General features: G+C 61.2%; 26 protein-coding genes. 9 read left to right on the top strand and 17 right to left on the bottom strand.

Translation table 11 applies throughout. The annotated features are described in order from the left end of the window. The 14 genes from ACTOZL_RS07075 to ACTOZL_RS07010 all read right to left on the bottom strand — a co-directional run. On the bottom strand, positions 1-302 hold a 302-nt coding region (locus ACTOZL_RS07075; protein WP_482477527.1), incomplete at its 3' end, for an acyl-CoA thioesterase. Then, positions 299-1,939, bottom strand: a complete 1,641-nt coding sequence (locus ACTOZL_RS07070; RefSeq protein WP_482477525.1) for a PAS domain-containing protein — start codon at positions 1,937-1,939, stop codon at positions 299-301. The genes ACTOZL_RS07070 and ACTOZL_RS07075, both read right to left, overlap by 4 nt. A 115-nt stretch (positions 1,940-2,054) precedes the next feature. Continuing rightward, the gene (locus tag ACTOZL_RS07065; protein WP_482477524.1) at positions 2,055-3,710 is read right to left on the bottom strand and encodes an AMP-binding protein; all 1,656 of its coding nucleotides are present in this window, start codon (positions 3,708-3,710) and stop codon (positions 2,055-2,057) included. Next, positions 3,682-4,512 carry an acetyl-CoA carboxylase carboxyltransferase subunit alpha gene (locus ACTOZL_RS07060; RefSeq protein ID WP_482477523.1) on the bottom strand — a complete coding sequence of 277 codons (831 nt, stop codon included), beginning with the start codon at positions 4,510-4,512 and terminating at the stop codon, positions 3,682-3,684. The genes ACTOZL_RS07065 and ACTOZL_RS07060 overlap by 29 nt, the downstream gene beginning before the upstream one ends. A gap of 4 nt (positions 4,513-4,516) precedes the next feature. Continuing rightward, positions 4,517-5,368 carry an acetyl-CoA carboxylase carboxyltransferase subunit beta gene (locus tag ACTOZL_RS07055; RefSeq protein ID WP_482477521.1) on the bottom strand — a complete coding sequence of 284 codons (852 nt, stop codon included), beginning with the start codon at positions 5,366-5,368 and terminating at the stop codon, positions 4,517-4,519. A gap of 4 nt (positions 5,369-5,372) precedes the next feature. After that, positions 5,373-6,680, bottom strand: a complete 1,308-nt coding sequence (locus ACTOZL_RS07050; protein WP_482477520.1) for an acetyl-CoA carboxylase biotin carboxylase subunit — start codon at positions 6,678-6,680, stop codon at positions 5,373-5,375. A gap of 2 nt (positions 6,681-6,682) precedes the next feature. Beyond that, entirely contained in the window at positions 6,683-7,108 is a 426-nt protein-coding gene (locus tag ACTOZL_RS07045) for a 3-hydroxyacyl-ACP dehydratase FabZ family protein (protein ID WP_482477518.1), read from the bottom strand. After that, positions 7,105-7,527 (bottom strand): acetyl-CoA carboxylase biotin carboxyl carrier protein, encoded by a 423-nt coding sequence (gene accB / locus ACTOZL_RS07040; RefSeq protein WP_482477517.1) that lies wholly within the window; start codon positions 7,525-7,527, stop codon positions 7,105-7,107. The genes ACTOZL_RS07045 and accB overlap by 4 nt, the downstream gene beginning before the upstream one ends. 2 nt (positions 7,528-7,529) lie before the next feature. Further along, a complete protein-coding gene (gene fabF, locus ACTOZL_RS07035) occupies positions 7,530-8,768 on the bottom strand; it encodes a beta-ketoacyl-ACP synthase II (protein WP_482477515.1) in 1,239 nt (412 codons plus the stop codon). A gap of 20 nt (positions 8,769-8,788) precedes the next feature. Next, positions 8,789-9,517, bottom strand: coding sequence for a 3-oxoacyl-ACP reductase family protein (locus ACTOZL_RS07030; protein WP_482477514.1), 729 nt, complete (start codon positions 9,515-9,517; stop codon positions 8,789-8,791). Beyond that, positions 9,511-10,419 carry an ACP S-malonyltransferase gene (fabD, locus tag ACTOZL_RS07025; RefSeq protein WP_482477513.1) on the bottom strand — a complete coding sequence of 303 codons (909 nt, stop codon included), beginning with the start codon at positions 10,417-10,419 and terminating at the stop codon, positions 9,511-9,513. The genes ACTOZL_RS07030 and fabD overlap by 7 nt, the downstream gene beginning before the upstream one ends. After that, a complete protein-coding gene (gene fabK / locus ACTOZL_RS07020) occupies positions 10,407-11,351 on the bottom strand; it encodes an enoyl-[acyl-carrier-protein] reductase FabK (RefSeq protein WP_482477512.1) in 945 nt (314 codons plus the stop codon). The genes fabD and fabK overlap by 13 nt, the downstream gene beginning before the upstream one ends. Positions 11,352-11,354: 3 nt before the next feature. Continuing rightward, positions 11,355-11,579: an acyl carrier protein gene (locus ACTOZL_RS07015; protein ID WP_482477510.1), complete on the bottom strand. Its 225-nt coding sequence runs from the start codon at positions 11,577-11,579 to the stop codon at positions 11,355-11,357. Between the two features lie 223 nt (positions 11,580-11,802). Beyond that, a complete protein-coding gene (locus tag ACTOZL_RS07010) occupies positions 11,803-13,104 on the bottom strand; it encodes an FAD-dependent oxidoreductase (protein ID WP_482477508.1) in 1,302 nt (433 codons plus the stop codon). Between the two features lie 129 nt (positions 13,105-13,233). On the opposite strand from ACTOZL_RS07010, the gene ACTOZL_RS07005 reads away from it, so the two are divergent. Next, a complete protein-coding gene (locus ACTOZL_RS07005) occupies positions 13,234-14,106 on the top strand; it encodes a hypothetical protein (RefSeq protein WP_482477507.1) in 873 nt (290 codons plus the stop codon). 55 nt (positions 14,107-14,161) lie between these two features. Here ACTOZL_RS07005 and ACTOZL_RS07000 read toward each other — a convergent pair whose 3' ends face one another. Together ACTOZL_RS07000 and ACTOZL_RS06995 are read right to left on the bottom strand one after the other, a co-directional pair. Next, the gene (locus ACTOZL_RS07000) at positions 14,162-15,106 is read right to left on the bottom strand and encodes a cell wall hydrolase (RefSeq protein WP_482477506.1); all 945 of its coding nucleotides are present in this window, start codon (positions 15,104-15,106) and stop codon (positions 14,162-14,164) included. A gap of 277 nt (positions 15,107-15,383) precedes the next feature. Continuing rightward, positions 15,384-15,773: a thioesterase family protein gene (locus ACTOZL_RS06995; protein ID WP_482477504.1), complete on the bottom strand. Its 390-nt coding sequence runs from the start codon at positions 15,771-15,773 to the stop codon at positions 15,384-15,386. Between the two features lie 312 nt (positions 15,774-16,085). Between ACTOZL_RS06995 and ACTOZL_RS06990 the strand changes: the two genes are divergently transcribed. Then, positions 16,086-17,495: an acetyl-CoA hydrolase/transferase family protein gene (locus ACTOZL_RS06990; RefSeq protein ID WP_482477503.1), complete on the top strand. Its 1,410-nt coding sequence runs from the start codon at positions 16,086-16,088 to the stop codon at positions 17,493-17,495. A gap of 207 nt (positions 17,496-17,702) precedes the next feature. Here ACTOZL_RS06990 and ACTOZL_RS06985 read toward each other — a convergent pair whose 3' ends face one another. Beyond that, a complete protein-coding gene (locus ACTOZL_RS06985; RefSeq protein ID WP_482477502.1) occupies positions 17,703-17,960 on the bottom strand; it encodes a TIGR04076 family protein in 258 nt (85 codons plus the stop codon). Between the two features lie 181 nt (positions 17,961-18,141). Here ACTOZL_RS06985 and ACTOZL_RS06980 point away from each other — a divergent pair, with 181 nt between their 5' ends. The 7 genes from ACTOZL_RS06980 to ACTOZL_RS06950 all read left to right on the top strand — a co-directional run bounded on the left by ACTOZL_RS06980 (position 18,142) and on the right by ACTOZL_RS06950 (position 22,319). After that, on the top strand, positions 18,142-19,029 hold the full coding sequence (locus ACTOZL_RS06980) for a stage III sporulation protein AB (RefSeq protein ID WP_482477501.1): 888 nt from the start codon (positions 18,142-18,144) through the stop codon (positions 19,027-19,029). Next, positions 19,026-19,535 carry a stage III sporulation protein AB gene (locus ACTOZL_RS06975; protein WP_482477499.1) on the top strand — a complete coding sequence of 170 codons (510 nt, stop codon included), beginning with the start codon at positions 19,026-19,028 and terminating at the stop codon, positions 19,533-19,535. The genes ACTOZL_RS06980 and ACTOZL_RS06975 overlap by 4 nt, the downstream gene beginning before the upstream one ends. A gap of 91 nt (positions 19,536-19,626) precedes the next feature. Then, positions 19,627-19,821 (top strand): stage III sporulation protein AC, encoded by a 195-nt coding sequence (gene spoIIIAC, locus ACTOZL_RS06970; RefSeq protein WP_482477498.1) that lies wholly within the window; start codon positions 19,627-19,629, stop codon positions 19,819-19,821. 12 nt (positions 19,822-19,833) lie between these two features. Beyond that, positions 19,834-20,211, top strand: coding sequence for a SpoIIIAC/SpoIIIAD family protein (locus tag ACTOZL_RS06965; RefSeq protein WP_482477497.1), 378 nt, complete (start codon positions 19,834-19,836; stop codon positions 20,209-20,211). A 47-nt stretch (positions 20,212-20,258) separates the two neighbouring features. Next, positions 20,259-21,314, top strand: coding sequence for a stage III sporulation protein AE (locus ACTOZL_RS06960; RefSeq protein WP_482477495.1), 1,056 nt, complete (start codon positions 20,259-20,261; stop codon positions 21,312-21,314). 13 nt (positions 21,315-21,327) lie between these two features. Further along, positions 21,328-21,816, top strand: a complete 489-nt coding sequence (locus ACTOZL_RS06955; protein ID WP_482477494.1) for a stage III sporulation protein AF — start codon at positions 21,328-21,330, stop codon at positions 21,814-21,816. Beyond that, entirely contained in the window at positions 21,813-22,319 is a 507-nt protein-coding gene (locus ACTOZL_RS06950) for a stage III sporulation protein AG (protein WP_482477493.1), read from the top strand. Before ACTOZL_RS06955 ends, ACTOZL_RS06950 begins: the two co-directional genes overlap by 4 nt. Positions 22,320-22,322: the final 3 nt, after the last annotated feature.

The raw sequence follows: 22,322 nt of genomic DNA, 5'->3' as shown, positions 1-22,322 counted from the left end.
GCCACCACTAGGCCTGCCTCATCCTGCATCACATAGGCCAGGGAGAGCTTCACGCCGGTGTAGCGCTGGGCCGTTACCGTGATGGTGATCTTGTCGCCATAGGTGGTGGGGTGCTTATAGTCGCAGTTCAGGGATACCACCGGGGAGGTGATCCCCTCCGCCTCCAAGCGCTGCATGGGGTAACCGGCCTCTGCCAAAAAGTGGAGCCGGGCCTCTTCCATGAAGCGGATGTAGTTGGAATGGTGGGTGATCCCCATTTTATCGGTCTCGTAATAGTTTACGCTGTGTATATATGGCGTCATGGTTCCTCCTTCATGTGCTGGGTGGCCAACGCCCCCAGGGTGGTTTCCGCCCAGCTATAGTTGGTGAGGTAACTGCCGTTAAAACTCTGGGCAAAGTCCTCCTTGCCGGAGAGGTAATCGTAAAGGTCACACTGGACCTTCTCCATCACCAGGCGGCGCTTGCCGCCCACGGATTCCACGATGTCAGCAATGCCGTATTCCTCCAAGATGTTTTTCAGCCGCAGGGCGACCTTCCGATACCGGGCCAAGGTGACGGGGTTGACCGGCTCATTCTCCCAGAGGAAGCCGATGGCCTCGTCGGAGGAGATGTACCCGCCCCGGCGGTCTACCAACAGGGCAAAGAGCTCCTTGGCCTTTTGGGTGCGGAAGGCGATGGCCTTCCCCCCCACAAAGACATCGAAATAGCCAAAGGTTCGGATGGATACGGCAGGGGGGCCTGCCATAGACCGGCTGGCTGACGGCTCATCCATGTTATAGAGCATGACATAGCGCAGGGAATTGCCGTCGGCTGTTTTTTGGGAGCAGACGGCTTTGATCCGGCGTTCGGTGTTCTCCGACAGGTCGTAATAGGTGAATTCTGCCTCCCCGTTCTCCAAGAGGTTGACATAGCTCTCATAGGAGGAACCACTATGGGAGACAAAGTCCTCCAAGGAGGTGCCGGTCTGCATCAGGCTGAGCCATTCCTCCTGGGAGTAACCGAAAAATTCACGGATGTTGTTGCTGGCATACAGGGGGCGCACCAGGTCTCCCGCTACCTCAAAGGCAGCGATGCCCTCGGTAAAGGGCAGGTCCACTTCCAAGATGGGTTCATTGGCCGCTTTCAAGCCCCGGGTCTCCCGGGGCAGGGCGGCAGGCACATCGGCTTCCGCCACGTTGCGGCAGCAGAAGAGGCTGATGGAGGGATCTAGCTTGAGGAAAATCCCTGTGTAATGCTTCATCTCCCCCTGGGAGGACAGGGCACGGTAATTGATCTGGGGGGGCTTGCTGTCTGCACCGGCACCCTGGGCCTGGGCAGAGAAGAAGCGGAGCACGGTCTCCCGGTCCTCCTGGTGTACAGTGTTGATGGTCCACTTTTCGATGGCCTCGGTGATCTGCATGGGGATATTCTCCAACCATTTGAACACGGAGGAGTTTTGTCCATAGAGGCAGCGGATGGTGTTATGGGCGCGGTCGAACTCAAAGATTTTGTCGTAGACCTTGGAGATGGCCTGGATGTAACGCTGGTTCTCCCACTCCCGGCGCAGGCGGTACTGGTCGTTGGCGCTCTGGCGGAGGGCCGACACGTCGGAGAGGGTGGAGCAGCCCACCAGGGTGCCGTCGTCCAGCCACTGGGGCACCATGGTGTCCTGGACATGGAACACCTCACCATCGCTTTTCACCAGGCGGTAGGTGAGGGCTTGGGACTGCTGGGTTTCAGCCAGGGTATAAAGAAAACGGGCGTATTGCCTCCGGTCGTCGGGGTGGATACGCGCCGCATATAGGTCTGCTGCATCGCTCACCAGCTCCTCTTTGGAGAGACCCAGCATGGCGCAGAGGTTTTGGCTGGCGTAGGTCAGATGAAAGGGGGGGGTGAGGGCATATTGATGAAAGCCGCAGACTGCGGTATCTAAGATACCTTCCTGGAGGGTAGTTGTCATAGCATCTCCTCATTTGTGCAAGAGGCCGGACGGATTCAAGGTATCTCATTATATAGCAGAAACTGGGATTCGTCAAATACCAAAATTGTCGGATTTTGGTGCCCTCTGCGCCCCGTTAGCTGGTTTGGTACTCCTGGGCGGCCCGCTGGCGCAGCTCAAAGGTACGGATTTTCCCGCTGATGGTTTTGGGGATTTCGGTGACGATCTCCACCAGCCGCACCCACTTATACTCCGCCAAGTGGCTGTTACAGAAGTCTTTGATCTCCTTCTCGATGGCTTTGGAGGCCTCGAACCCACTGTTCAGCACCACCACGGCCTTGACTGCCTGGCCCCGGAGGGGGTCGGGGATGCCGATGACGCTGCACTCCAACACCGCCGGATGCTGGGCCAGGATGTGCTCCACCTCGTAGGGCCCGATGCGGTAGCCGCCGCTTTTGATGATATCGTCAAAGCGCCCGTGGAACCAGAAGTGCCCCGCCTGGTCCCGGTGAGCGGTGTCCCCTGTGTGGTAGACGCCTCCCCGCCAGACCCGGTGGTAGGACTCTTCGTCGTTCAAATAGCCAGAGAAAATCCCCAGCTGCCTGCCTGTTTCCGGGGGTACTAGGACAATCTCCCCGATCTCCCCGTCGGGGACAGGGCAGTTGTCCCGGTCCCGCAGCTCCAAGTGATAGAGAGGGGAAGGGGTGCCCAGGGAACCAGGGACTGGGGGAGAGCCGCAGAAATTGGCGGTGAGCAAGGTGGTCTCCGTTTGCCCATAGCCCTCGGCCAGGGGGATGCCGGTCTTTTCTGTGAAGCGGGTGAACACCTCCGGAGCTAGGAGCTCCCCAGCGGTGGTGGCGTAACGCAAGCTGGGCATGGGGGGGATCTCCTTGCGCACCAGATAGCGGTAGACTGTCGGCGGTGCACAGAAGGAGGTGACGCCATAGCGGTTGATGATGGTGGTGAGCTGCTTGGGGTCGAACTGGTCAAAGTCATACACCATCACCGCGCTGCCCACCAGCCATTGCCCATAGATTTTTCCCCAGGAGGCCTTGCCCCAGCCGGTCTCTGCCACGGTGAAATGCAGGCCGTCGTCCTGGGCCTGCTGCCAGTATTTGGCGGTGATGATGTGGGCCAGGGGATAGGTGAAGTCATGGATGACCCCCTTGGGCTGCCCGGTGGTGCCGGAGGTGAAGTACAGCAGCATGGGGTCGCTTGCCTGGGTCTCCACCCGGGGGAAGCTGCCTGGGGCCTGGGCGGCTTCCTCTGTCAGGTTCCGGCATCCGGGGGCCGTTTCCTGGACGGTCCAGAGGAGGAGCGCTTGCCCGGCCTCTGCCAGGGCCTCATGCAGCTTTTCCGGCACCTGGTTCTGGGCGGTACAGACCACGGCCTTGACCTGGGCTGCCTGGATGCGGTAGGCGTAGTCGCTGGCAGTGAGCATGTGGGTTACGGGGATCAGCACGGCCCCCAGCTTGTGGAGGGCCACGGCGGTGAACCAGTATTCATAGTGCCGCTTCAGCACCACCATAACCCGGTCCCCCTTTTGAATGCCTGCCTCCTGGAATACCTGGGCATAGCGGTTGCTCTCCCGGCAGATGTCCGCGAAGGAGAACACCCGGGTCTCCTGCTGGGGGGCGCACCACACCAGGGCGCGCTTCTGGGGCTGCGCCGCTGCGATGGCGTCCACCACGTCGTAGCCGAAGTTGAAGCTGTCGGGATAGTGGAGGGTGAAGTCCGTCAGATGTCCGGCGGCATCCAGGGTTTCATGGCAAAAGGTTTGGTAGATGCTCATAAGGGCTCCTTGTGTGGTTCTCCACAGCGTCCACGCCGAGATTGCGGAAACGGGCGTAGCGTTTTCCAATCAGGTCGGTGTCCGCCGAAAGGAGTTTGAGTTCTTCGTGGAGCAGCAGAGAGATACGGTCGTAGAATTTCTTCTGCCCCAGGTCGCTTTCTGGCAGGATACGTTCGATGATGCCCAAGGACTTGGCGTCCTCGGCGGTGAGCTTCAGGCTGGCGGCGGCGTCTGCGGCCTTGGAGGCGTCCTTCCAGAGGATGCTGGCGCAGCCCTCTGGGGAGATCACCGAGTATACGGCGTTTTGCAGCATCCACACCCGGTCTGCCACCGCCAAGGCCAGGGCCCCGCCGCTGCCCCCCTCGCCGATTAAAATAGAGAGGATGGGGACGCAGAGGGTGGACATCTCCATGAGGTTTTCCCCAATGGCCTGCCCTTGGCCCCGCTCCTCGGCGCCAATGCCACAGTAGGCCCCAGAGGTGTCGATGAAGCACACAATGGGGCGGCCGAATTTTTCCGCCTGCTTCATCAGCCGCAGGGCCTTGCGGTACCCCTCTGGATGGGGGGCGCCGAAGTTGCGCAGGGAGCGTTCCTTGGCAGTGTGGCCCTTCTCAATGGCGATTACCGTGACGGGGTCGCCGCAGAGGGTGGCGATGCCCCCCACGATGGCTGGGTCGTCGGCAAAGCGCCGGTCCCCGTGAAGTTCCAGGAAGTCCTTAAAGACGTTTTGGATATAGTCCAACCCGGTGGGCCGCCCGTTGTCTCTGGCCAGCTTCACCCGGTCATAGGATGTTTGCGTCATAGCGTTACCCTCCATGGTGCAGGGCCAGGATATTGCCCAGCAGCTTTTTTTGTCCGCTCCGGGAGACCACCTGGTCGATGAACCCGTGGTCCAGCAAAAACTCCGCCGTCTGGAAGCCCTTGGGCAGGGTCTTTTTGGTGGTCTGCTCAATGACCCTGGCCCCGGCAAAGCCCACAGTGGCCAGGGGTTCCGCCAGGATGATGTCTGCTTCCAGGGCGAAGCTGGCGGTGACGCCGCCGGTGGTGGGGTCGGTAAGCACTGCCACATAGAGCAGGCCAATGTCGCTGTGGCGCTTCACCGCGGCGCTGGTCTTGGCCATCTGCATCAGGGACAGCAGCCCCTCCTGCATCCTGGCTCCGCCGGACACGGTGAAGCCCACCACAGGCAGTCGCTTTTCCGCGGCGTACTCAAAGAGGCTGGTGATCTTTTCTCCCACCACGGCCCCCATGCTGCCCATCATGAAGTAGGGCTCCATGACGAAGAGGCAACAGCTCTGCCCGTTGATTTTTGCGGTGCCGCAGACCACTGCCTCCTCCTCGTTGCTGACGCTGCGCACGTTGTCCAGCTTTTCCTGGTACCCAGGGAAGAGGAGGGGGTTGCTGGAACGCATATCTGGGAACAGCTCCTGGAAGCTCCCGGCGTCCACGAGCATCTGGATGCGGGGACGGCCCCGCATCCGGAAGTGGTACCCGCAGGGGCAGACCTGGTGGTTGGCCCAAAGACGGCTCAGGGGGATGCTCTTATGGCAATTGGGGCATTTCTTCTCCGGTTCCCCCTCGTCCTGCTGCACAGGGGCGAAGGTCCGGCCGCCCTCCTCCAATTGGTTTCGGGGTTTCAAAAATTTCATGATGGCCATAGCGTCACCTGTTTCCCATAAACGTTAAGTCGTACTCGCCGCTGACGAAGCGCTCGTCGGCGACGAAGCTGAGTTGTTCCTCAATGTTCGTTGAAATGCCGTCCACCACCAATTCGCACAGGGCGGCGCGGATTTTCCGCAATGCTTCCTCCCGGGTCTTGGCATAGATGATCAGCTTGCCCAGCAGGGCATCGTAGTAAGGGGAGACGGAGGTTCCCGCGATGAGGCAGGTGTCAAAGCGAACCTCCGGTCCGCCGGGGACGTGAAGCATCTTCAAGCTCCCGCAGCTATTGGCGTTGATGCGGCACTCAATGGCTGCCCCCCGGATTTGCACCTCATCCTGGGTGAAGTTCAGGGGAATCCCGGCGGCAATGCGGATCTGCCATTTCACCAGGTCATAGCCCAGGAGCATTTCTGTGACGCAGTGCTCCACTTGCAGGCGGACATTCATCTCCATGAACCAGAAGCGGCCCTGTTGGTCGTAGAGGAATTCCAGGGTTCCCGCCCCCACATAGCCGATCTTTTTCACTGCGTCGATGGCTGCTGCCATGATGTCGGCCCGGCTCTGGGCGTCCACCGCCGGGGAGGGGGTCTCCTCAATGAGCTTTTGGTTCCGGCGTTGGAGGGAGCAGTCTCGGTCCCCCAGGCAGACCACGTGGCCATATTCATCGGCCAGCATTTGCAGCTCGATGTGCCGGGCTGGGAAAATGTACTTTTCCAGGTACATGGACCCATCCCCAAAGGCACTGAGGGCCTCCGCGCTGGCTTCCAGGTAGGCGGGGGCGATCTCGTCCTCACTGCGGATGAGACGGATGCCCCGCCCGCCGCCGCCGGCGCAGGCCTTTAACATCACAGGATACCCCAGCCGCTCCGCTTCCAGCTTGACCTGGTCCACAGAGGACAGGGCCTGGGTACCGGGGATGACCAGGAGGCCCGTGTCCTTCATCAGCTCCTTCAGCCGGGCCTTGTCGCTGAGTTCCTCCATGCTCTCCGGGTCGGGGCCGATGAACACGATGCCGTTTTTCCGGCACTGCCGGGCGAAGTGGGGGTTCTCTGACAGGAAGCCATAGCCGGGGTGGATGGCCTGGGCCCCGGCCAGGATGGCGGTACTGATGATCTGGGTTTCATTCAAATAGCTTTCCCCGGCCTCTGCGGGGCCGATGCAATAGCTCTGGTCCGCCAAAGCCACGTGGAGGGCGTTTTTGTCCTCCTGGGAGTAGACTGCCACGGTGGCGACTCCCATCTCCTTGCAGGCCCGAATGATCCGCACCGCGATTTCCCCCCGGTTGGCGATCAATATTTTCGAGAACATGGTTATGCCTCCATCCCGCCGGTGATGGCGAAGGAAAATTCTGTGGACATGCACAGGCGTTCCCCCACCCGGACGGTCCCCTCTGCGAAGTAGAAGGGGTGCTTGGCCCGGCGGATATGGCAGCGGGTCTCCACCGTCTCCCCGGGCTTCACGGAGGAACGGAACTTGGTGTTGTTGAGCCCGGTGTATACGGGGAGCTGCCCGGCCTGCAGGTGGTCCTGCATCAGGGCGCAGGCGGATTGGGCCAAAATCTCGCAGAGGATCACCCCGGGGACGATGGGGTTGCCAGGGAAGTGCCCCTGGAGGAAAAACTCATCCCCCCGGACGGTGTAATGGCCGATGGCCTCCCCCTCCTGCTCCACCACGTCGTCCAGCAGCAGCATGGGCGGGCGGTGGGGGAGCAGGGCAAGGATTTCGTCTCGCTTCATGGCGCCACCTTTTGGAGGCGGAACAGCTCTGTGCCGTATTCCACTACCTGGCCGTTGCGCACGCAAATCTCTACAATTACCCCGTCCTCGTCGGCGGTGATCTCGTTCATCAGCTTCATGGCCTCGATGATGCACAGGGTCGTCCCCTTGCTGACCCGGTCGCCTACGGAGACGAAGGGCTCGGCATTTTCAGCCGGCGCGGCGTAGAACACCCCCACGATGGGGGAGGTCACGCTGCTGTGATCTTTGCTCTCCGGCACCACCGGCTTTGCGCCTTCGGGGACGGCGATGGTCTCCGTGACGGGGGCGGACAGGTTGCGCTCCAAGCGGACCACGTGGTTGTCTTCGGTGATTTCCAGTCCGGTGAGCCCTAGCTCCTGCATCAGCCCCGCGTATTTCCGAATATCACTTTCCTTCATGCTTACACCTTTCTAAATGCAAGGCACGCATTGTGCCCGCCAAAGCCAAGGGAGTTGGACAATGCCAAGGTGAAGTCCGCTGGCTGCGCCACCTTGGGCACATAGTTCAGGTCGCAGGCCTCGTCCGGCTCTTCCAGGTTGATGGTGGGGGGGGCGATGCCCTCCCGCAGGGCGCCCAAGCAGGCCAGGGCGTCAATGGCCCCGGCGGCTCCCAGCATATGCCCGGTCATGGACTTGGTGGAGCTGATGTAGGCCTTGTGGGCTGCGTCCTCCCCCAGGGCGGTCTTGATGGCCATGGTCTCGGTGAGGTCGTTTGCATGGGTACCGGTGCCATGGGCGTTGATGTATACGGTGTCGTTTTGGGAATACCCAGCTTCCTCCATGGCCTGTTCCATGGCCCGGGCAGCGCCGGCCCCTTCTGGGTGGGGGGCTGTGATGTGGTGGGCGTCGCAGGTGGAGCCATAGCCGCAGATTTCCCCGTAAATCGTAGCGCCCCGGGCCTTGGCGTGCTCATATTCTTCCAGGACAAAGGCCACGGAGCCTTCCCCGATGACAAAGCCGCTCCGGCGCTTGTCGAAGGGGAGGGAGGCGGCATTGGGGTCCTGGGCCAGGGAGAGGGCCTGGATGTTGACAAAGCCTGCCACAGCGATGGGGGTGATGGAGGCCTCTGCCCCGCCGGTGATCACCGCGTCGGCGTAGCCGTGGCGGATCAGCCGCATGGATTCCCCCAGGGCGTTGGAGCCGGAGGCGCAGGCGGTGACGGCGGGGATGGCGGGGCCCTGGCAGTTGTGGCGGATGGCGATCATCCCGGAGGCCATGTTGGCGATCATCATGGGGATGAAGAGGGAGGACACCCGGCGGGGGCCCCGTTCCATCAGTTTGGTGTGTTCCAGCTCAAAGGTGCCGATGCCGCCGATGCCGGTGCCGAAGTAGACGGCAAAGCGGGTGGGGTCCACAGCCCCCTCAATGGCGCTCTCCGCCACCGCCTGCTGGGCGGCGGCCAGGGCGAACTGGGCGTAGCGGTCGGTGCGCAGGGTGTCGTTGACATCCATGTATTGCAGGGGGTCGAAGCCCCGAACCTCACCGGCCAGCTTGGCCTTGAATTTTTCTGTATCAAAAAGGGAGATGGGGGCGATGCCGTTTTTGCCTGCCTTGAGGTTCGCCCAGGTCTCCTTGGCGTCGTTGCCCACGGGGGTGACGGCCCCGATGCCGGTAACGACCACGCGTCTTAGTTCACTCATAGCTTGCTTCCTTTCCCGTGTCACATGGCGATGCCGCCGTCTACCCGGAGCACCTCGCCGGTGACATACTTGGCGGTGAGCAGATAGGCCACCGCCTCGGCAATGTCCTCAGGCTGCCCCATCTGTCCCAGTGGGATCATGGAGAGCAGGGGGCTTTCGGCCTGGTCTTCAGTCATATCTGTCTGGATAAAGCCGGGGGCCACGGCGTTGCAGCGGATGCCCTTGGGAGCCAATTCCTTGGCCACAGATTTGGTCAGCCCCACCAGGCCGGCCTTGGAGGCGGCGTAGTTGCACTGGCCTGGGTTGCCGATCAAGCCTGCCACAGAGGTGACATTGACGATGCTGCCCTCCCGGGCCCGGAGAAAGAGGGGGACCATGTGGCGGATCATGTGAAAGGCGCCCTTCAGGTTGGTGTCCAGGACGGCGTCGTAGTCCGCTTCCTTCATCATAGCCACCAGGCCGTCCCGGACGATGCCCGCATTGTTCACCAAAATCTGGGCCCCGCCAAAGTCGGCCTTGATCTTTGCCACCGTATCCTTCACGTCGGCAAAGCCGGCTACGTCGCAACGGTAGCTGACGGCCCGCTGTCCGTAAGTATCTGCAATTTCCTGGCAGACGCTCTCGGCGGCCTGCTGGTTCCCGGCGTACAGAATGGCCACGTCGGCCCCCATAGACGCCAGTTTTTTGGCAATGGCCGCGCCAATGCCCCGGCTGCCCCCAGTGACTACGGCGGTTTTTCCCTTTAGCATGGGGCCACCTCCTCTAAGACTACGGGGAGTTCTGCCACGCAGTAGGTCTTTACCCCGGCGTCGATCTTACGGATCATGTTGGTGAGGGTCTTGCCGGGGCCAATTTCAATAAAGGTATCCACACCGCTGGCGATGAGGTTACGCACCAGGGTTTCCCACTGCACCGGGTTGCAGATCTGGCTTGAGAGCAGACCGGCGGCGTCCTGGGTGTAGGGCTGGGCGGTGCGGTCGGAGTACAGGGGGATGGTGGCGGGCTGGAACTGGACTTGGTCCAGCACATCCCCAAAGGCCTTGGCGGCCTCTTCCATGAAGGGGGAGTGGAATGCGCCCTTGACCTTCAGGGGCAGGGCCCGTCCCCCGGCTTCCTTCACCGCGGCGGAGAAAGCTGGCATTTGGCTGCTGAGGCCGGAGACGGAAATCTGCCCAGGGCAGTTGAAGTTCACGGGGTACACCTGGTCAAAGCTTGCGCACAGCGCCGTGACCTGTTCCGGCGTCAGCTTCACCACCGCCGCCATGGCGGTGTCCTGCTGCTCTGCCGCTGCCTGCATCAGCTCCCCCCGGCGGCAGACCAGTTGGAAGCCGGTCTGCCGGTCGAACAGCCCCGCCACGGTGGCGGCCACCACCTCACCTAGGGAGAAGCCAGCCACAGCGTCGGGACGAATTCCGGCCTCAAGCAGGATGTCCGCCGCCGCCAGCTCTGTGGCGAACAGGCAGGGCTGGGTGTTTTTGGTCTCCCGCAGCTCCTCTTCACTCCCGTAGAAGCACTGCTGGGAGGTCCCGCTGCGCAGGGTGTCGCACATCTGGAAGACCTCTGCGGCGCAACGGTAGTTCTTGCAAAATTCCTTGCCCATGCCAGGGTATTGGTCCCCCTGGCCGGAGAAAACAAACGCTATCTTACCCATTTTGCTGCTTCCTTGAGGATGGGTTCTGCCCCATCCACGACCTCCTTGATAATTTCTGCGGCGGGCTGCTCCTTCTTCACCAAGGCGGCGATCTGCCCGGAGAGGAAACAGCCTTTTTCTAGGTCGCCTGACTGGACGGCCAGCTGCAAGGCTCCGGTGCCCATGGCTTCTAGTTCCTCATCTGCCACGCCGCCGTATTCCGCCTTGGAATAGTTCCGGGCGAAGGGGGTGCGCAGGCTGCGGACAGGATGCCCCAGCCGCTTGCCTGTGACCATGGTGCACAGGTCGTTGGCCTTTAATATCTTTTCCTTATAACTGGGGTGGATGGAGCACTCGGTGGCGCTCAAAAAGCGGGTGCCCATCTGCACACCGCAGGCCCCAAGCATGAGGGCGGCAGCCAGGCCCCGCCCGTCGGCAATGCCCCCGGCGGCGATCACCGGAAGGGGGGTGGCGTCGCAGATCTGGGGCACCAGGACCATGGTGGTCAGTTCCCCCACGTGGCCGCCGCTCTCGCCGCCCTCGGCGATGAGGGCGGTGGCCCCCAGCCGGGTCATCAGCTTGGCCATGGCCACGGAGGCCACCACGGGGATGACCTTGATCCCCGCCGCCAACCATTCTTTGATATACTTGGAGGGGTTCCCCGCACCTGTGGTGACCACCTCAACCTTTTCCTCAATGACCACCTGGGCAACCTCGTCGGCGTAGGGGCTCAGGAGCATGATGTTCACGCCAATGGGTTTTTGGGTGTGGGCCCGGGCGATGCGGATCTGCTCCCGGACATAGTCCTGGGGGGCGTTCCCTGCGGCAATAATGCCAAGGCCGCCGCCATCGGACACGGCAGCGGCCAGGACCCCGTCTGCGATCCAAGCCATCCCGCCTTGGAGGACGGGATAGGTGATGCCCAGCAGGTCGCAAAGTTCGGAGTGGAGCATGGCTTAACCCTGGGTCTTGCTCTGGATGAAAGCATCCAAGTCAGCCACGGTTTCCACCTTCCGGTCCAGCTCGATCTCAATGCCCAGCTTATCTTCCAGGTTCATGAGCAGTTCCACGGTGTCCAAGGAGTCGATGCCCAGTTCGGCAAAGGTGTTTTCGGGCTTTACGGTGGATGCGTCACAGCCAGTTCTCTCGGCGATAATCTCAGCAATTGCTTCTAAGTACATAATCAGTACCTCCATCAATATAAAAAATTTTCATTGTTGCTTGCAAAGATGCTCTTCTATTATAGCGGTGGGCTGTTCCCAATCTATTCCACCAGAGTTCCAGATACGTTCCACTTCTGTGAAAAGTTTATGAATTTGTCAGGGATGGAAGGCCTTGCTTTTTTGACAGACAAAAAAATACCGGCTGCGGGGAGGGCCGCAGCCGGTGGTTTCCTTTGGGGGCTCAGCGGTGCAGATTGCCGGTGGCGGGGCCGTCTAGGAGCTGGCCGTCTTTGGCGAAGCGGGAGCCGTGGCAGGGGCAGTCCCAGGAGTGTTCCTGGGGGTTGTATTTCAGGGCGCAGCCCAGGTGGGGGCAGCGGGGGACGGTGGGGGTGAGCAGGCTGGCGGAGGCTTCTAGGGCGTTGCAGGCCAGCTGGGGGTGGAGCATGGAGCGGGAGGGGGAGAACAGGGCCGCGGAGGGGTTGTCCTTTCCCTGGACCAAATCCGTCAAGAGCCGGGCGGCCACCATGGCGGTGGTCATGCCCCACTTTTGAAAGCCGGTGGCCACGAAGAGTTCCGGGGTGCGCCGGGAATAGGGGCCAATATAGGGGAGGTGGTCCAGGGGCATACAGTCCTGGGCTGCCCAGCGGTAGACCTCCTTGGCCTGGGGGAAGTGCCTCTTTGCAACACTGCTGAGCTGGGCCCAGCCGCCCCCCTTCTTTCCCGTGCGGTGTCCGCCGCCCCCCAGGAGCAGGAGCTTGCCCCAGTGGCGGAAGGAGAGGCCGTCTTGGGCCTCGTCCACATACATCCCTGAAAAGGCCGGGGCCCCTTGAAGGGCCAGGACGTAAGAGCGGTGCTGGTATAGTTTCAAATAATAACTGCCATGCTTGTTCAAAAAGGGGAAATGGGTGGTGACGATGATCTTCTTGGCCCGGACAACGCCCTGGTGGGTGGCGGCTGCGCCGGGACGCAGTTCCAGTACCTTGCTGTGTTCCAGGATACGCAGGCCTTTGGACAGGGCGGACAGGAATTTCAGGGGGTGGAATTGGGCCTGGTGGGGGAAGCGCACCGCCCCAGCCACGGGAAAGGGCAGGGGTAGGTCCTGGGCAAGCTCCGCCGGGAAGCCCAGGGCTCGAAGGGCGTCCACTTCTTTTTCCAGCTTGTCCCGCCGGTCCAGGCTGTAGACGTAGGCGTCCTGGGCCTGGAAGTCGCAGTCCATCTCCTGGCATAGGCTGCGGTACTGTTCCAGGGCGGCCTGGTTGGCTTCCAAGTACAGGCGGGCGGCGTCCAGCCCATAGCTGCGGGTGAGCTTGTGATAGAGCAGCCCGTGCTGGGATGTGAGCTTGGCGGTGGTGTTTTGGGTGACACCACTGCCGATTTCCTCCGCTTCCAGGAGCAGATAGTCCACCCCGGCCTGGTGGAGGAAATAGGCGCACAGGACCCCGGCCATCCCCCCGCCGATGATGAGCACCTCAGTCTCCCTATCCCGGTCTAGGGCAGGGAAACGGGGGAGTTTGGGGGAAGTCTCCAACCATAAAGAATGCATACGATCACCTCTGGGGACAGTATGTGCAGCGGAAGTGGAATTATGAAAGCCCGGTTGTGTAAAAGCTGCTCAGGTGGGCACACTAAAGGGAAAGAAAACAACCGTCCAGGGGAAACAGGGGGAGACAGGATGGAGCCACGGGACAGATATTTCAAAGGTTGGTATTGCAAGCTGCAAACCAGGGACGGCGACGCCCTGGCACTGATCCCCGCTTTGCACATAGACAGCCGGGGCCGCCGCAGTGCGTCCCTTCAGGTGATCTCCCGGGAGCGTTCCTGGTGGCTTGCCTATCCAGGGGCGGCGTTCCAGCAGAAGGGGGCACAATTGCGCCTGGGGGAGAACCTCTTTCAGCCGGAGGGGGTCTGGCTCCAAATTCAAACACGGGACTTGTCCCTCCAGGGCAAGCTGCGCTTCGGCCCTGCCGTGGGCTTGCGCTCCGATATCATGGGCCCTTTCCGCTTCTTGCCCAACATGGAGTGTGTCCACGGGGTCCACAGTATGGGCCATGCAGTGGACGGGACGCTGTGCCTGAATGGCCGCCGCCTGGACTTCGCCGGGGGCCTAGGCTATGTGGAGAGCGACCGGGGCCGCTCCTTCCCGGAACGCTACCTCTGGGCTCAGAGCAGTTGGCAGGGGGCGGGGAGCTTGATGCTGGCGGTAGCCACCATCCCCCTGGCGGGGTACCGCTTCACCGGCTGCATCTGCGCGGTGCTCCACGGTGGACAGGAATACCGCTTGGCCACCTACCGGGGGGTGAAGGTCTTGGCCTGGTGGGACCGGGGGGCGGTGATCCGTCAGGGGCGCTACCGTCTGGCGGTGGAGGTCTTGGAGCGGCAGATGCAGCCCCTGCGGGCTCCTGTGGAGGGAGAGATGGGCCGCACCATCCACGAGAGCCTGTGTGCCCGGCTGCGCTGCCGTTTTTGGGTGGGGGAGCAGCTGCTCTTTGACCGAGTGGACCACTGTGCAGGGTTTGAGTACGCCGGCGGTATGGGAACAAAATAAGCGCAAGCCCCAGGAACCTGAGGCTTGCGCACGTCTCGTATGGAATTGTATGTTCTTATAGATAGAATTTGTGCCCGCCGATGGTGCAGACATATTCCCGGCTCTGGTCTGCCCAGGAGTACATGGTGGTGGTGTTGAAGTACAAGCTCTCGCCGGCCTCCCGCACGCCATCCAGGCAGAGCTTGGCGGCGATGATGCTGTCCTGGTCCGGGTCCCGGTAAATGGTGCCCATGGACACAGGGGAGAACTGGTTGGGGGCGAATACCACTTCTTTCACCGTGTTGGGGAAGGCGTCGTTGGCCACCCGGTTGAGGATGACGGTGCCCACGGCAATGCGCCCGTTCATGGGCTGGTTGCCGGATTCTGAGAAAATCGCCCGGGAGAGCCAGTAGAGGGCTTCCTCTTCATAGGTCTTGGCGCTCACGGGAGGGGCTACCTGCTTCATGACGATGTCCTCTTCCGGGCCTTGTCCCGTCATGGAACAGCCCAGGGCCTGGGCCAGACGGGCGGCGGGGAGCATCACTTGGCCGTCCTGCTCAATGACGTCGTTGGGGGCGTAGAGGTAGTGGTCGTTGACCATAAAGTAGGCTTTGCCCACGGTGGCGGAAAAGCTGAGGGTGGGGGCCGAGGCGGTGAGGCAGCCGTCGGCATAATGTACTTGGACAGAGGGGCAGAATGCTTGCAGGACGGGAATGACAGCGAGGTAGGTCTCCTCGTTTACCATCGTCCTGGTAGCGGCCAGACCAATGGAGGTGCCATTGACTGTAATATCCGGTGAGGCTTGCAGGCCAACCGCTGCCACTTGTAAGGTCACAGGGGAGAGTATATCGGTGTATACCGGGTCGAGCTCGTCCCGCAGGTCGGTGAACAGGTATCCAGCGTTGCTGGAGAGCAGCGTTTGCGTTCCGGAATCATTGCCGTTCTCTGCTGCGAATGCGTGTAAACACAGCACCAGCAGAAGCGCAAGCAGGATGACTGCGCTGGGCAGGCGATTCTTCATAGTTCCACACGTCTCCTGTTTTTCAAAGTTTTACAGAGATAATGTTACCACATTGTAACCCATTTGTAAGAAGAAATCAAGATGATTTTGAAAAAAAGAAGAACAGATTGTGGACAAATTGTGACGGGATTTCAGCCCGAGATACAAAATGTGCGAAAAAATAAGTGGTTCACCGCCATATTTGCTCACAAGAAGTCTGGAACGGGGGAAAACTGGCGAAAAAAATAGTTACAAAAATAGAAGGGGGAAAGGTGGGGGTTCCCCCAAATGGCTGCTGTTAGGGGGTGAGTTTCTTCTGGGCCTTGGCGAGGAATCGTTCGTTTTGGATGATAGCCCTTTCGTGGACGCCCTCGCCCACGGTGCCCTGGGCATCCCGGGCGGTGACCTGGAAGACCAGCCGGCGGTTGTCTACCGCCACCAGCTCAGCCCGGCAGGTGACGGACATGCCCAGAGGGGTGGGGCTCAGGTGCTTGACGTTCATCAGTGTCCCCACTGTCCCGCTGTCTGCCTCTAAGGCGGGGGCTACGGCCATCCAAGCGGCCTGCTCCATCCGGGCGATCATGATGGGGGTGGCCAATACTTCTAAGGTGCCGCTGCCTACGGCTTTGGCGCTGAGCTCCGGGGTGACGGAAAAGGTAATCTCGTGGGATAGTCCAGCTTGCAGCATACAATAGCTCCTCCTAATATTCACATTAAAAATAAGTTTGATGGGAAAACCGGGTAAAGCCCTGGGTTTTTCCCCGCTGATTGTAGCAGAAGTCAGAGAAAAAGGGAAGGGGTGGGCAGATATGTCAAGATAAAAACGGATACAATGGGCGCGGAGAAGTGAAAAACCACAAAAGATGGACGTTTTTTTCGTTATCCTTGTACATCTTAATCGTGTTGACTTGTCAATTCAGATACGTTAAAATGGACATGTAAAGTTGTGCGCGGCACAGACTATTGTACCAAGAAAGAAAAGACAGGAGGACACCATCTTATGTATGAGCATTACGAAAACTATGAGCGGTTTATCCCCGATGCCATGCTCAAAAAGCACAAGAAGCATGAGGAGTACCTGAACAATGCCACCGGCGACATGACCCATGAGGAAATCTACAAAAGCAGACTGGGTACTGTCGATGATGCCATCAACCTTATTGAGAGCGGCGACTGCATCGTGTGGTCCATTCACGCTTGCGAGCCCCGCCTGTTCCTGCGGAACCTGCACCGGATCGCTGACCGCATCGACCCCGAGCATCCCGTGGAGCTGTGGTCCTGCGTGGATCGCTGGGGCCCCGAGTATGAGATCCACAGCAACCCGGACTACAAGGACAAGTTCCATCATCAGACCTTCTTCTATGACGGCAACTTCCGCAAGATCCATCCCTCTGGCATGAGCACTTACTTCCCTGTCCACCTGCACAACTATGGCCAGGAGCTGCACCGTGCCCTGCGCCCCAACGTGGTTGTCGTTGGCGTGTCCCCCATGGATGAGCACGGCTACTGCTGCATCTCCTGCGACCTGCAGTGGGAAATGGAGTCCTTCTACTCCGCCGACAAGATCATCTTCGAGGTCAACCCCAAGATCCCCCACCTGTCCGGTGACTGCGCCGTGCCCGTGGCTATGGCCGACGTGATCATTGAGTCCGACCTGTCCCTGTACGAGCTGCAGGATCCCCCCATCGGTGAGGCTGAGAAGACCATCGCACAGTATGCCGCTTCCATGATCCACGACGGCGACTGCATCCAGCTGGGCTTCGGCGGCATCCCCAACGCCATCGGCTTTGAGCTGATGAACCGCCACGACCTGGGCATCCACACCGAGCAGATCGGCGCTTCCATGGCCCGTATGATCAAGAACGGTGTCGTCACCAACCGCTATAAGAACCTGGACAAGGGTTGGTCCGTGGGCGCTTTCATCATCGCCGACAACTTCACCTATGAGTATCTGAACAACCATCCCCGTGTCATGATGCGCCGCGGCCGTTACACCAACGACCCCGACATCATCCGCCAGCAGGACAACATGGTTTCCGTGAATGCTGCCCTGCAGATCGACCTGACCGGCCAGGTGGCTGCTGAGGCCATTGCCCACATCCAGTGGTCCGGCACCGGCGGCGCTACCGACTATGCTTACGGTGCATATCACTCCCGCGGCGGCCGTGCCATGCTGTGCCAGATCTCCACTGCCAAGAAGGGCACCGTCTCCCGTATCGCCCCCATCCTGGATCCCGGCTCCATCGTGTCCGTGTCCCGTAACCTCACCGACATGGTCATCACCGAGTATGGTATCGCTAAGCTGCGTCAGCGTACCGTGAAGCAGCGCGTGGAGAACCTCATCTCTGTCGCTCACCCCGATTTCCGCGCCGAGCTGCGTAAGGAAGCCAACAAGTATATGTACTTCTAATCATCCTTTTCAGAGATGTAAAAAACGGCGTGGCTTCGACCACGCCGTTTCTTACAAAAAATGGTTCCTTGGTTATTATCACTAAAACAACTGCTTGGCGATAATAAGTAAAAATAGAACGAAGAAATCCGCTGTGCGAGGATGCACAGCGGATTTCTGATTTCTCAAGGTTTCTCAGAGGGTCTTGCGCATGAGCCGCCTTGGCAATCATCCCTCTACCTCAATGCGAAACACATTGATCACATCGCTGTCCGGGCAGCAGAACTTGACAGTCCCATCGGAGGCGGTGGGGGGCGTACCGCCGTAGCGGAGGATATCAATGTAGGGAAAGGCCACGTGCATGGCCATAGGGCAGAGCTTGTCCCGGCCGCCGTCGAAGGAAAAGACATCTCCAACTTGGTGACCATGGTGGCAGCTATGGTCTCCTTTTTGTTCTACCAGGGTGAGTTTGATTTTTGGTTTCATTCTTGTCATCTCCTGTTCCAATCCGCAAAGTGATTGTTTCTTGCTTCCAGTATAACACAAGCTGGGGCGGGAGAGGGGTGCAGCTGCAACAGGCGGGGGAACTCCCACAAAAATTTTTTCTCCTTGGCCTTGGCACATATTTGGGGGACAGCCTCTCATAGAATGGGGCAGAGGTGATACCATGGAGGATTTGCTGCGTACCCTGCCCCGTTTCCTGCGGGAGGCGGTGGCCCAACTGCCCAAAGGGCGGCGGATCGAGGAGCTACGCCTACGGGAGGGGTTTCCCATCTCCGTCGTGGAAGCGGGGGAGGAATACACCCATCCCCCCTGGCGGGACAGGCTGCTGACCGAGGAGGACTTGCGCCGGGTGTTGGAGATGGCGGGACAGGGCTCTGTCCATACCATCTTAGACCAACTCCGCAGCGGCTATGTCACCGCCGCCGGGGGCCTGCGCATTGGGATTTGTGGGGAGGGGGCCATGAAGGATGGCGCACTGCTGTCCTTCCGCCATATTACCTCCCTGGCTCTGCGGCTGCCCCACGCTATGCCGGGGGTGTCGGTGCCGTTATTGCCCAAGCTGCTGGAAGAGGGACGGCTATGCAGTACCCTCCTGCTCTCCCCACCGGGGCTTGGAAAGACCACCTTGCTCCGGGACCTCATAGGACGGGTTTCCAGCGGGGAGGGGGTGCCTCCCCAGCGGGTGGGAGTGGCGGACGAGCGGGGAGAGCTGGGGGCGGGCGCTCTGCGGCGCGGCCTGGGCCCCCGTACCGACGTGTTGGAAAACTGCCCCAAGGCTATGGGGACTATGATGCTCCTGCGGGGGATGGCACCTCAGGTGCTGGCGGTGGATGAGATCACCGCCCCGGAGGATGTCAGGGCCATCCAGGAGGCCGCCGGCTGTGGGGTGACCTTGCTGGCTACCGCCCACGGGGGGAGTTTTCAGGAGTTGCGTTTGCGCCCCCTCTACCGGGACTTGCTGGACCAAGGCGTGTTCCGCCGCTTCGTGTTTATCTCCCAGGAGGGGGGACGGCGTCGCTACCAGGTGACCGACGGGAGGGAGACGCTATGACGGCGGCTCTGGGAAAACTGCTCCTTTTTCTGGGCTGCACAGCCCTGGGCCTGGGGCGTGGCTTCGGGTTGAAACGGCGCACTGCCTGCCTTTTTGAGCTGCGTCGGGCCTTGGAGGCCTTGGGGCGGGAGCTATCCTTCTCCCTGCGTCCCTTGGGAGGCCTTCTGGACCAGGCCCAGCGGGAGAGCCGGGGGGAGGCCTCCCAGCTATTTGCCGCCTGCCGGGAGGCGTTTGCTCACAGCGGCGGGGAGAGCTGGGCGGAGAGCTGGCGCACTGGGTTGGAAACGGTGGTCCTCCCCCTAAAAGAGGAGGACCGGCGCATCCTGTCGGAGGCGGGGCAGATTTTGGGCCGCTACGATGGGGAGGACCAGCGCAGGGCCCTGGCGGGGCTTCTGGTCCGCTTGGAGGACCAGGCCCAGGAGGCCCGGGACGAGGAGAAGCGACTGTTCCGGGTCTACACTGCCCTGGGGGTGACGGCGGGGCTGTTTTGCGTCATCCTCCTGTGAGAAAGGCATATCCGGCGGCGGGGGCGCATAGAGTGAGGGGAACGGAAGACAGGGGACGAGCGTTCCCCAAAGGAAAGGAAGGGTCACGGGAATGGACATAGATCTGATCTTCAAAATAGCGGCGGTGGGCATCCTGGTGTCGGTGCTGAACCAAGTGCTCACCCGCTCCGGCCGGGAGGAACAGGCCACCATGACCACCCTAGCCGGTTTGATTGTGGTGCTGATGATGGTGGTGCAGAAGATCAGTGATCTCTTCGACCTGGTCAAGACCCTATTTGGATTGTGATGAAGTATGGATATGATCGCATTCGCTGCGGCGGGGGTGGCGGCGGCCTTGTGTGGGGTGGTGGTGCGGCAGAAGTCGCCAGAGATTGCTGCCGTTTTGGCCCTGGCGGCCTGCGTGCTCTTGCTTTGGAACACCCTGCCGCTGTTGGAGACAATATGGGATGTGGTCCAGGAGCTGGCCCAGCTGGCAGATATCTCCCCCACGGTCCTGCGCCCCCTGCTGCAAACGGTGGGGCTGGCGGTGGTGACCCGTCTGGCGGGGAGCCTGTGCCGGGACGCAGGAGAGGGGAGCATTGCGGCTTTCTTAGAGGTAGCCGGCAGCGCCGCGGCGGTGCTGGTGGCCCTGCCCCTGTTGAAAATGGTCCTGCAACTCATCCTCCAACTGCTGTAGGACGGGCCCTGGTTCTGCTCCTGCTGGCGCTGCTGCTCCTGGCCCCCATGGGACGGGCCCTGGATGAGGCGGCACTATCCCAGCAGCAGGCGGAGTCCTACGGTATGGACGAGCTGGAACGGGTGGGGGAGGACTTCACCGGTCAGGTGGAGATTGGCCAGGACTTGGATGTCCAGGGCATTTTGAAAACCATCGGCCAGCGGGGGCTGGATGCCCTGGGCGAGGTGGGCAAGAGCACTGTGCGAAGCTGTGTGCTGCTGCTGGTGGTCACCCTCCTGTGCGGCCTGGCAGAGGGCATGGCCACAGGCAGCGGTGGGGACCCCATGAGGCTCACCACCCTGGTGGCGATCCTCTCCATCACCACCATTGCCGTGGGGGATGTCCACTCCCTGCTGACCATGGGGGAGGAGGCCATCAGCAGCATGGAGGGCCTGGGGGACGTGCTGTTCCCGGCGGTGTCCATGGCCACGGCGGCCAGCGGGACCCCGGCGGCGGCTGGGGTGAAGTACGGCATTACCATCCTCTTCTCCGACTTCCTCATCCGGCTGATCCGGCGGCTGTTGATCCCCCTGTGTTACGCCTATGTGGCGGCAGGGGTGGCCTGGGCAGCCCTGGGCAACGAGGGCTTGAAGCGGGTGGGGGGCCTGTTGAAATGGCTGATCACCGTGATCCTCTCAGCGGTGCTGCTGGTGTTCATCGGCTATCTGAACCTCTCCGGGGTGATCTCCGGGGGGGCGGACGCGGCTACGGTGAAGGCGGCCAAGTTTACCATCTCCAACATGGTCCCCGTGGTGGGCGGGGTGATCTCCGACACGGCGGAAACCCTGCTGGCGGGGGCCTCTATCCTGCGCAACGCGGCGGGGGTGTTTGGGATGCTGGCGGTGTTGGGGATCTGCATGGCTCCCTTTTTGAACCTGGGTCTGCACTACTTACTTTATAAGTGTACCGCTGCCCTGGCGGCCACCGCCTCCGGGGACGGACGGGTGACGGGGCTCATCGACCAGCTCAGCACAGCCTTCGGCCTGATCTTGGCCATGACAGGCTCCTGTGCCGTGCTGCTCATTGTGGCGATGATCTCCGCCGTGTCCACGGTGGCGGGATAGGAGGGATACATCCATGACCATCATACGGACCTGGCTGCTCAGCGTCACGGTCTCCGCCATGGTCATTGCTGTGGCGGAAGCCCTGATGCCAGAGGGCAGCGTGAAAAAGGTGGGGCGGCTCACCGGGGGCCTGATCCTCATCCTGGGTCTGGTCCAGCCCCTGGTGCGGCTGGACTATGACGACCTCTATGACCTGGTGAACAGCCTGCCAGCGGGGAGCATCCGCCAGGAGGCCTTGGTGGAGGAGAGCAGTCAGGCCCTGAAAACGGGCATAGAACAGGAGCTTGCCTCATATATTGTGGACAAAGCGGCCCAGCTGGGGGCCACCTGCGGGGCCGCTGTGAAGTGCCGCCTGGGGGAGGACGGCATCCCGGTGCCAGAACGGGTGACGGTATCCGGGGCCCTCACAGGGGCCCAGAAGGAAGCACTGTCAGCCTATCTGGAAAAGGAGCTGGGCCTGCCACGGGAAGCGCAGCTTTACAGCAATGAGGGATCGCCATGAACGGGAGAGAACGTCTGAGCCAATGGGCCAAAGTCAAAGCATCCATGGGAAGGTACCGGCTGGTGTGGCTGGTGATCCTGGCGGGGGTGTTCCTCCTGCTCCTTCCCACTGGGGGAGAGGGGGGAGAGCGGCAGGAAAGCCAAGAGGAGAGCTGGGCCTTCGACCTGGCGGCCACGGAGGCGCGCCTGTCCCAGGTCCTGTCCCGGATCGAAGGCGCGGGGGAGGTGAGCGTGATGCTTACCGTCCAAAACGGCCCCCAGAAGCGCCTGGCCGAGGACAAGGACGCGGGGGAGGACAGCACCCGCACCGAAACGGTGGTGCTCTCCAAGGGCAGCAGCCAGCAGGAGACCGTCACCGTCCAGGAGATGTTCCCCAAGTTCCAGGGCGCAGTTCTGGTCTGCCCTGGGGGGAACGACCCGGAGGTCCGCCTGAAGCTCACCGAAGCCACGGCGGCGCTCACCGGTCTGGGGAGCGATAAGATCTCGATCAGTAAAGGAAAGTGAGGA

It is taken from the genome of Evtepia sp., assembly GCF_056797215.1.
Note: the sequence above shows the minus strand (reverse complement) of the source record. Positions and strands in the feature narration are given on the sequence as shown.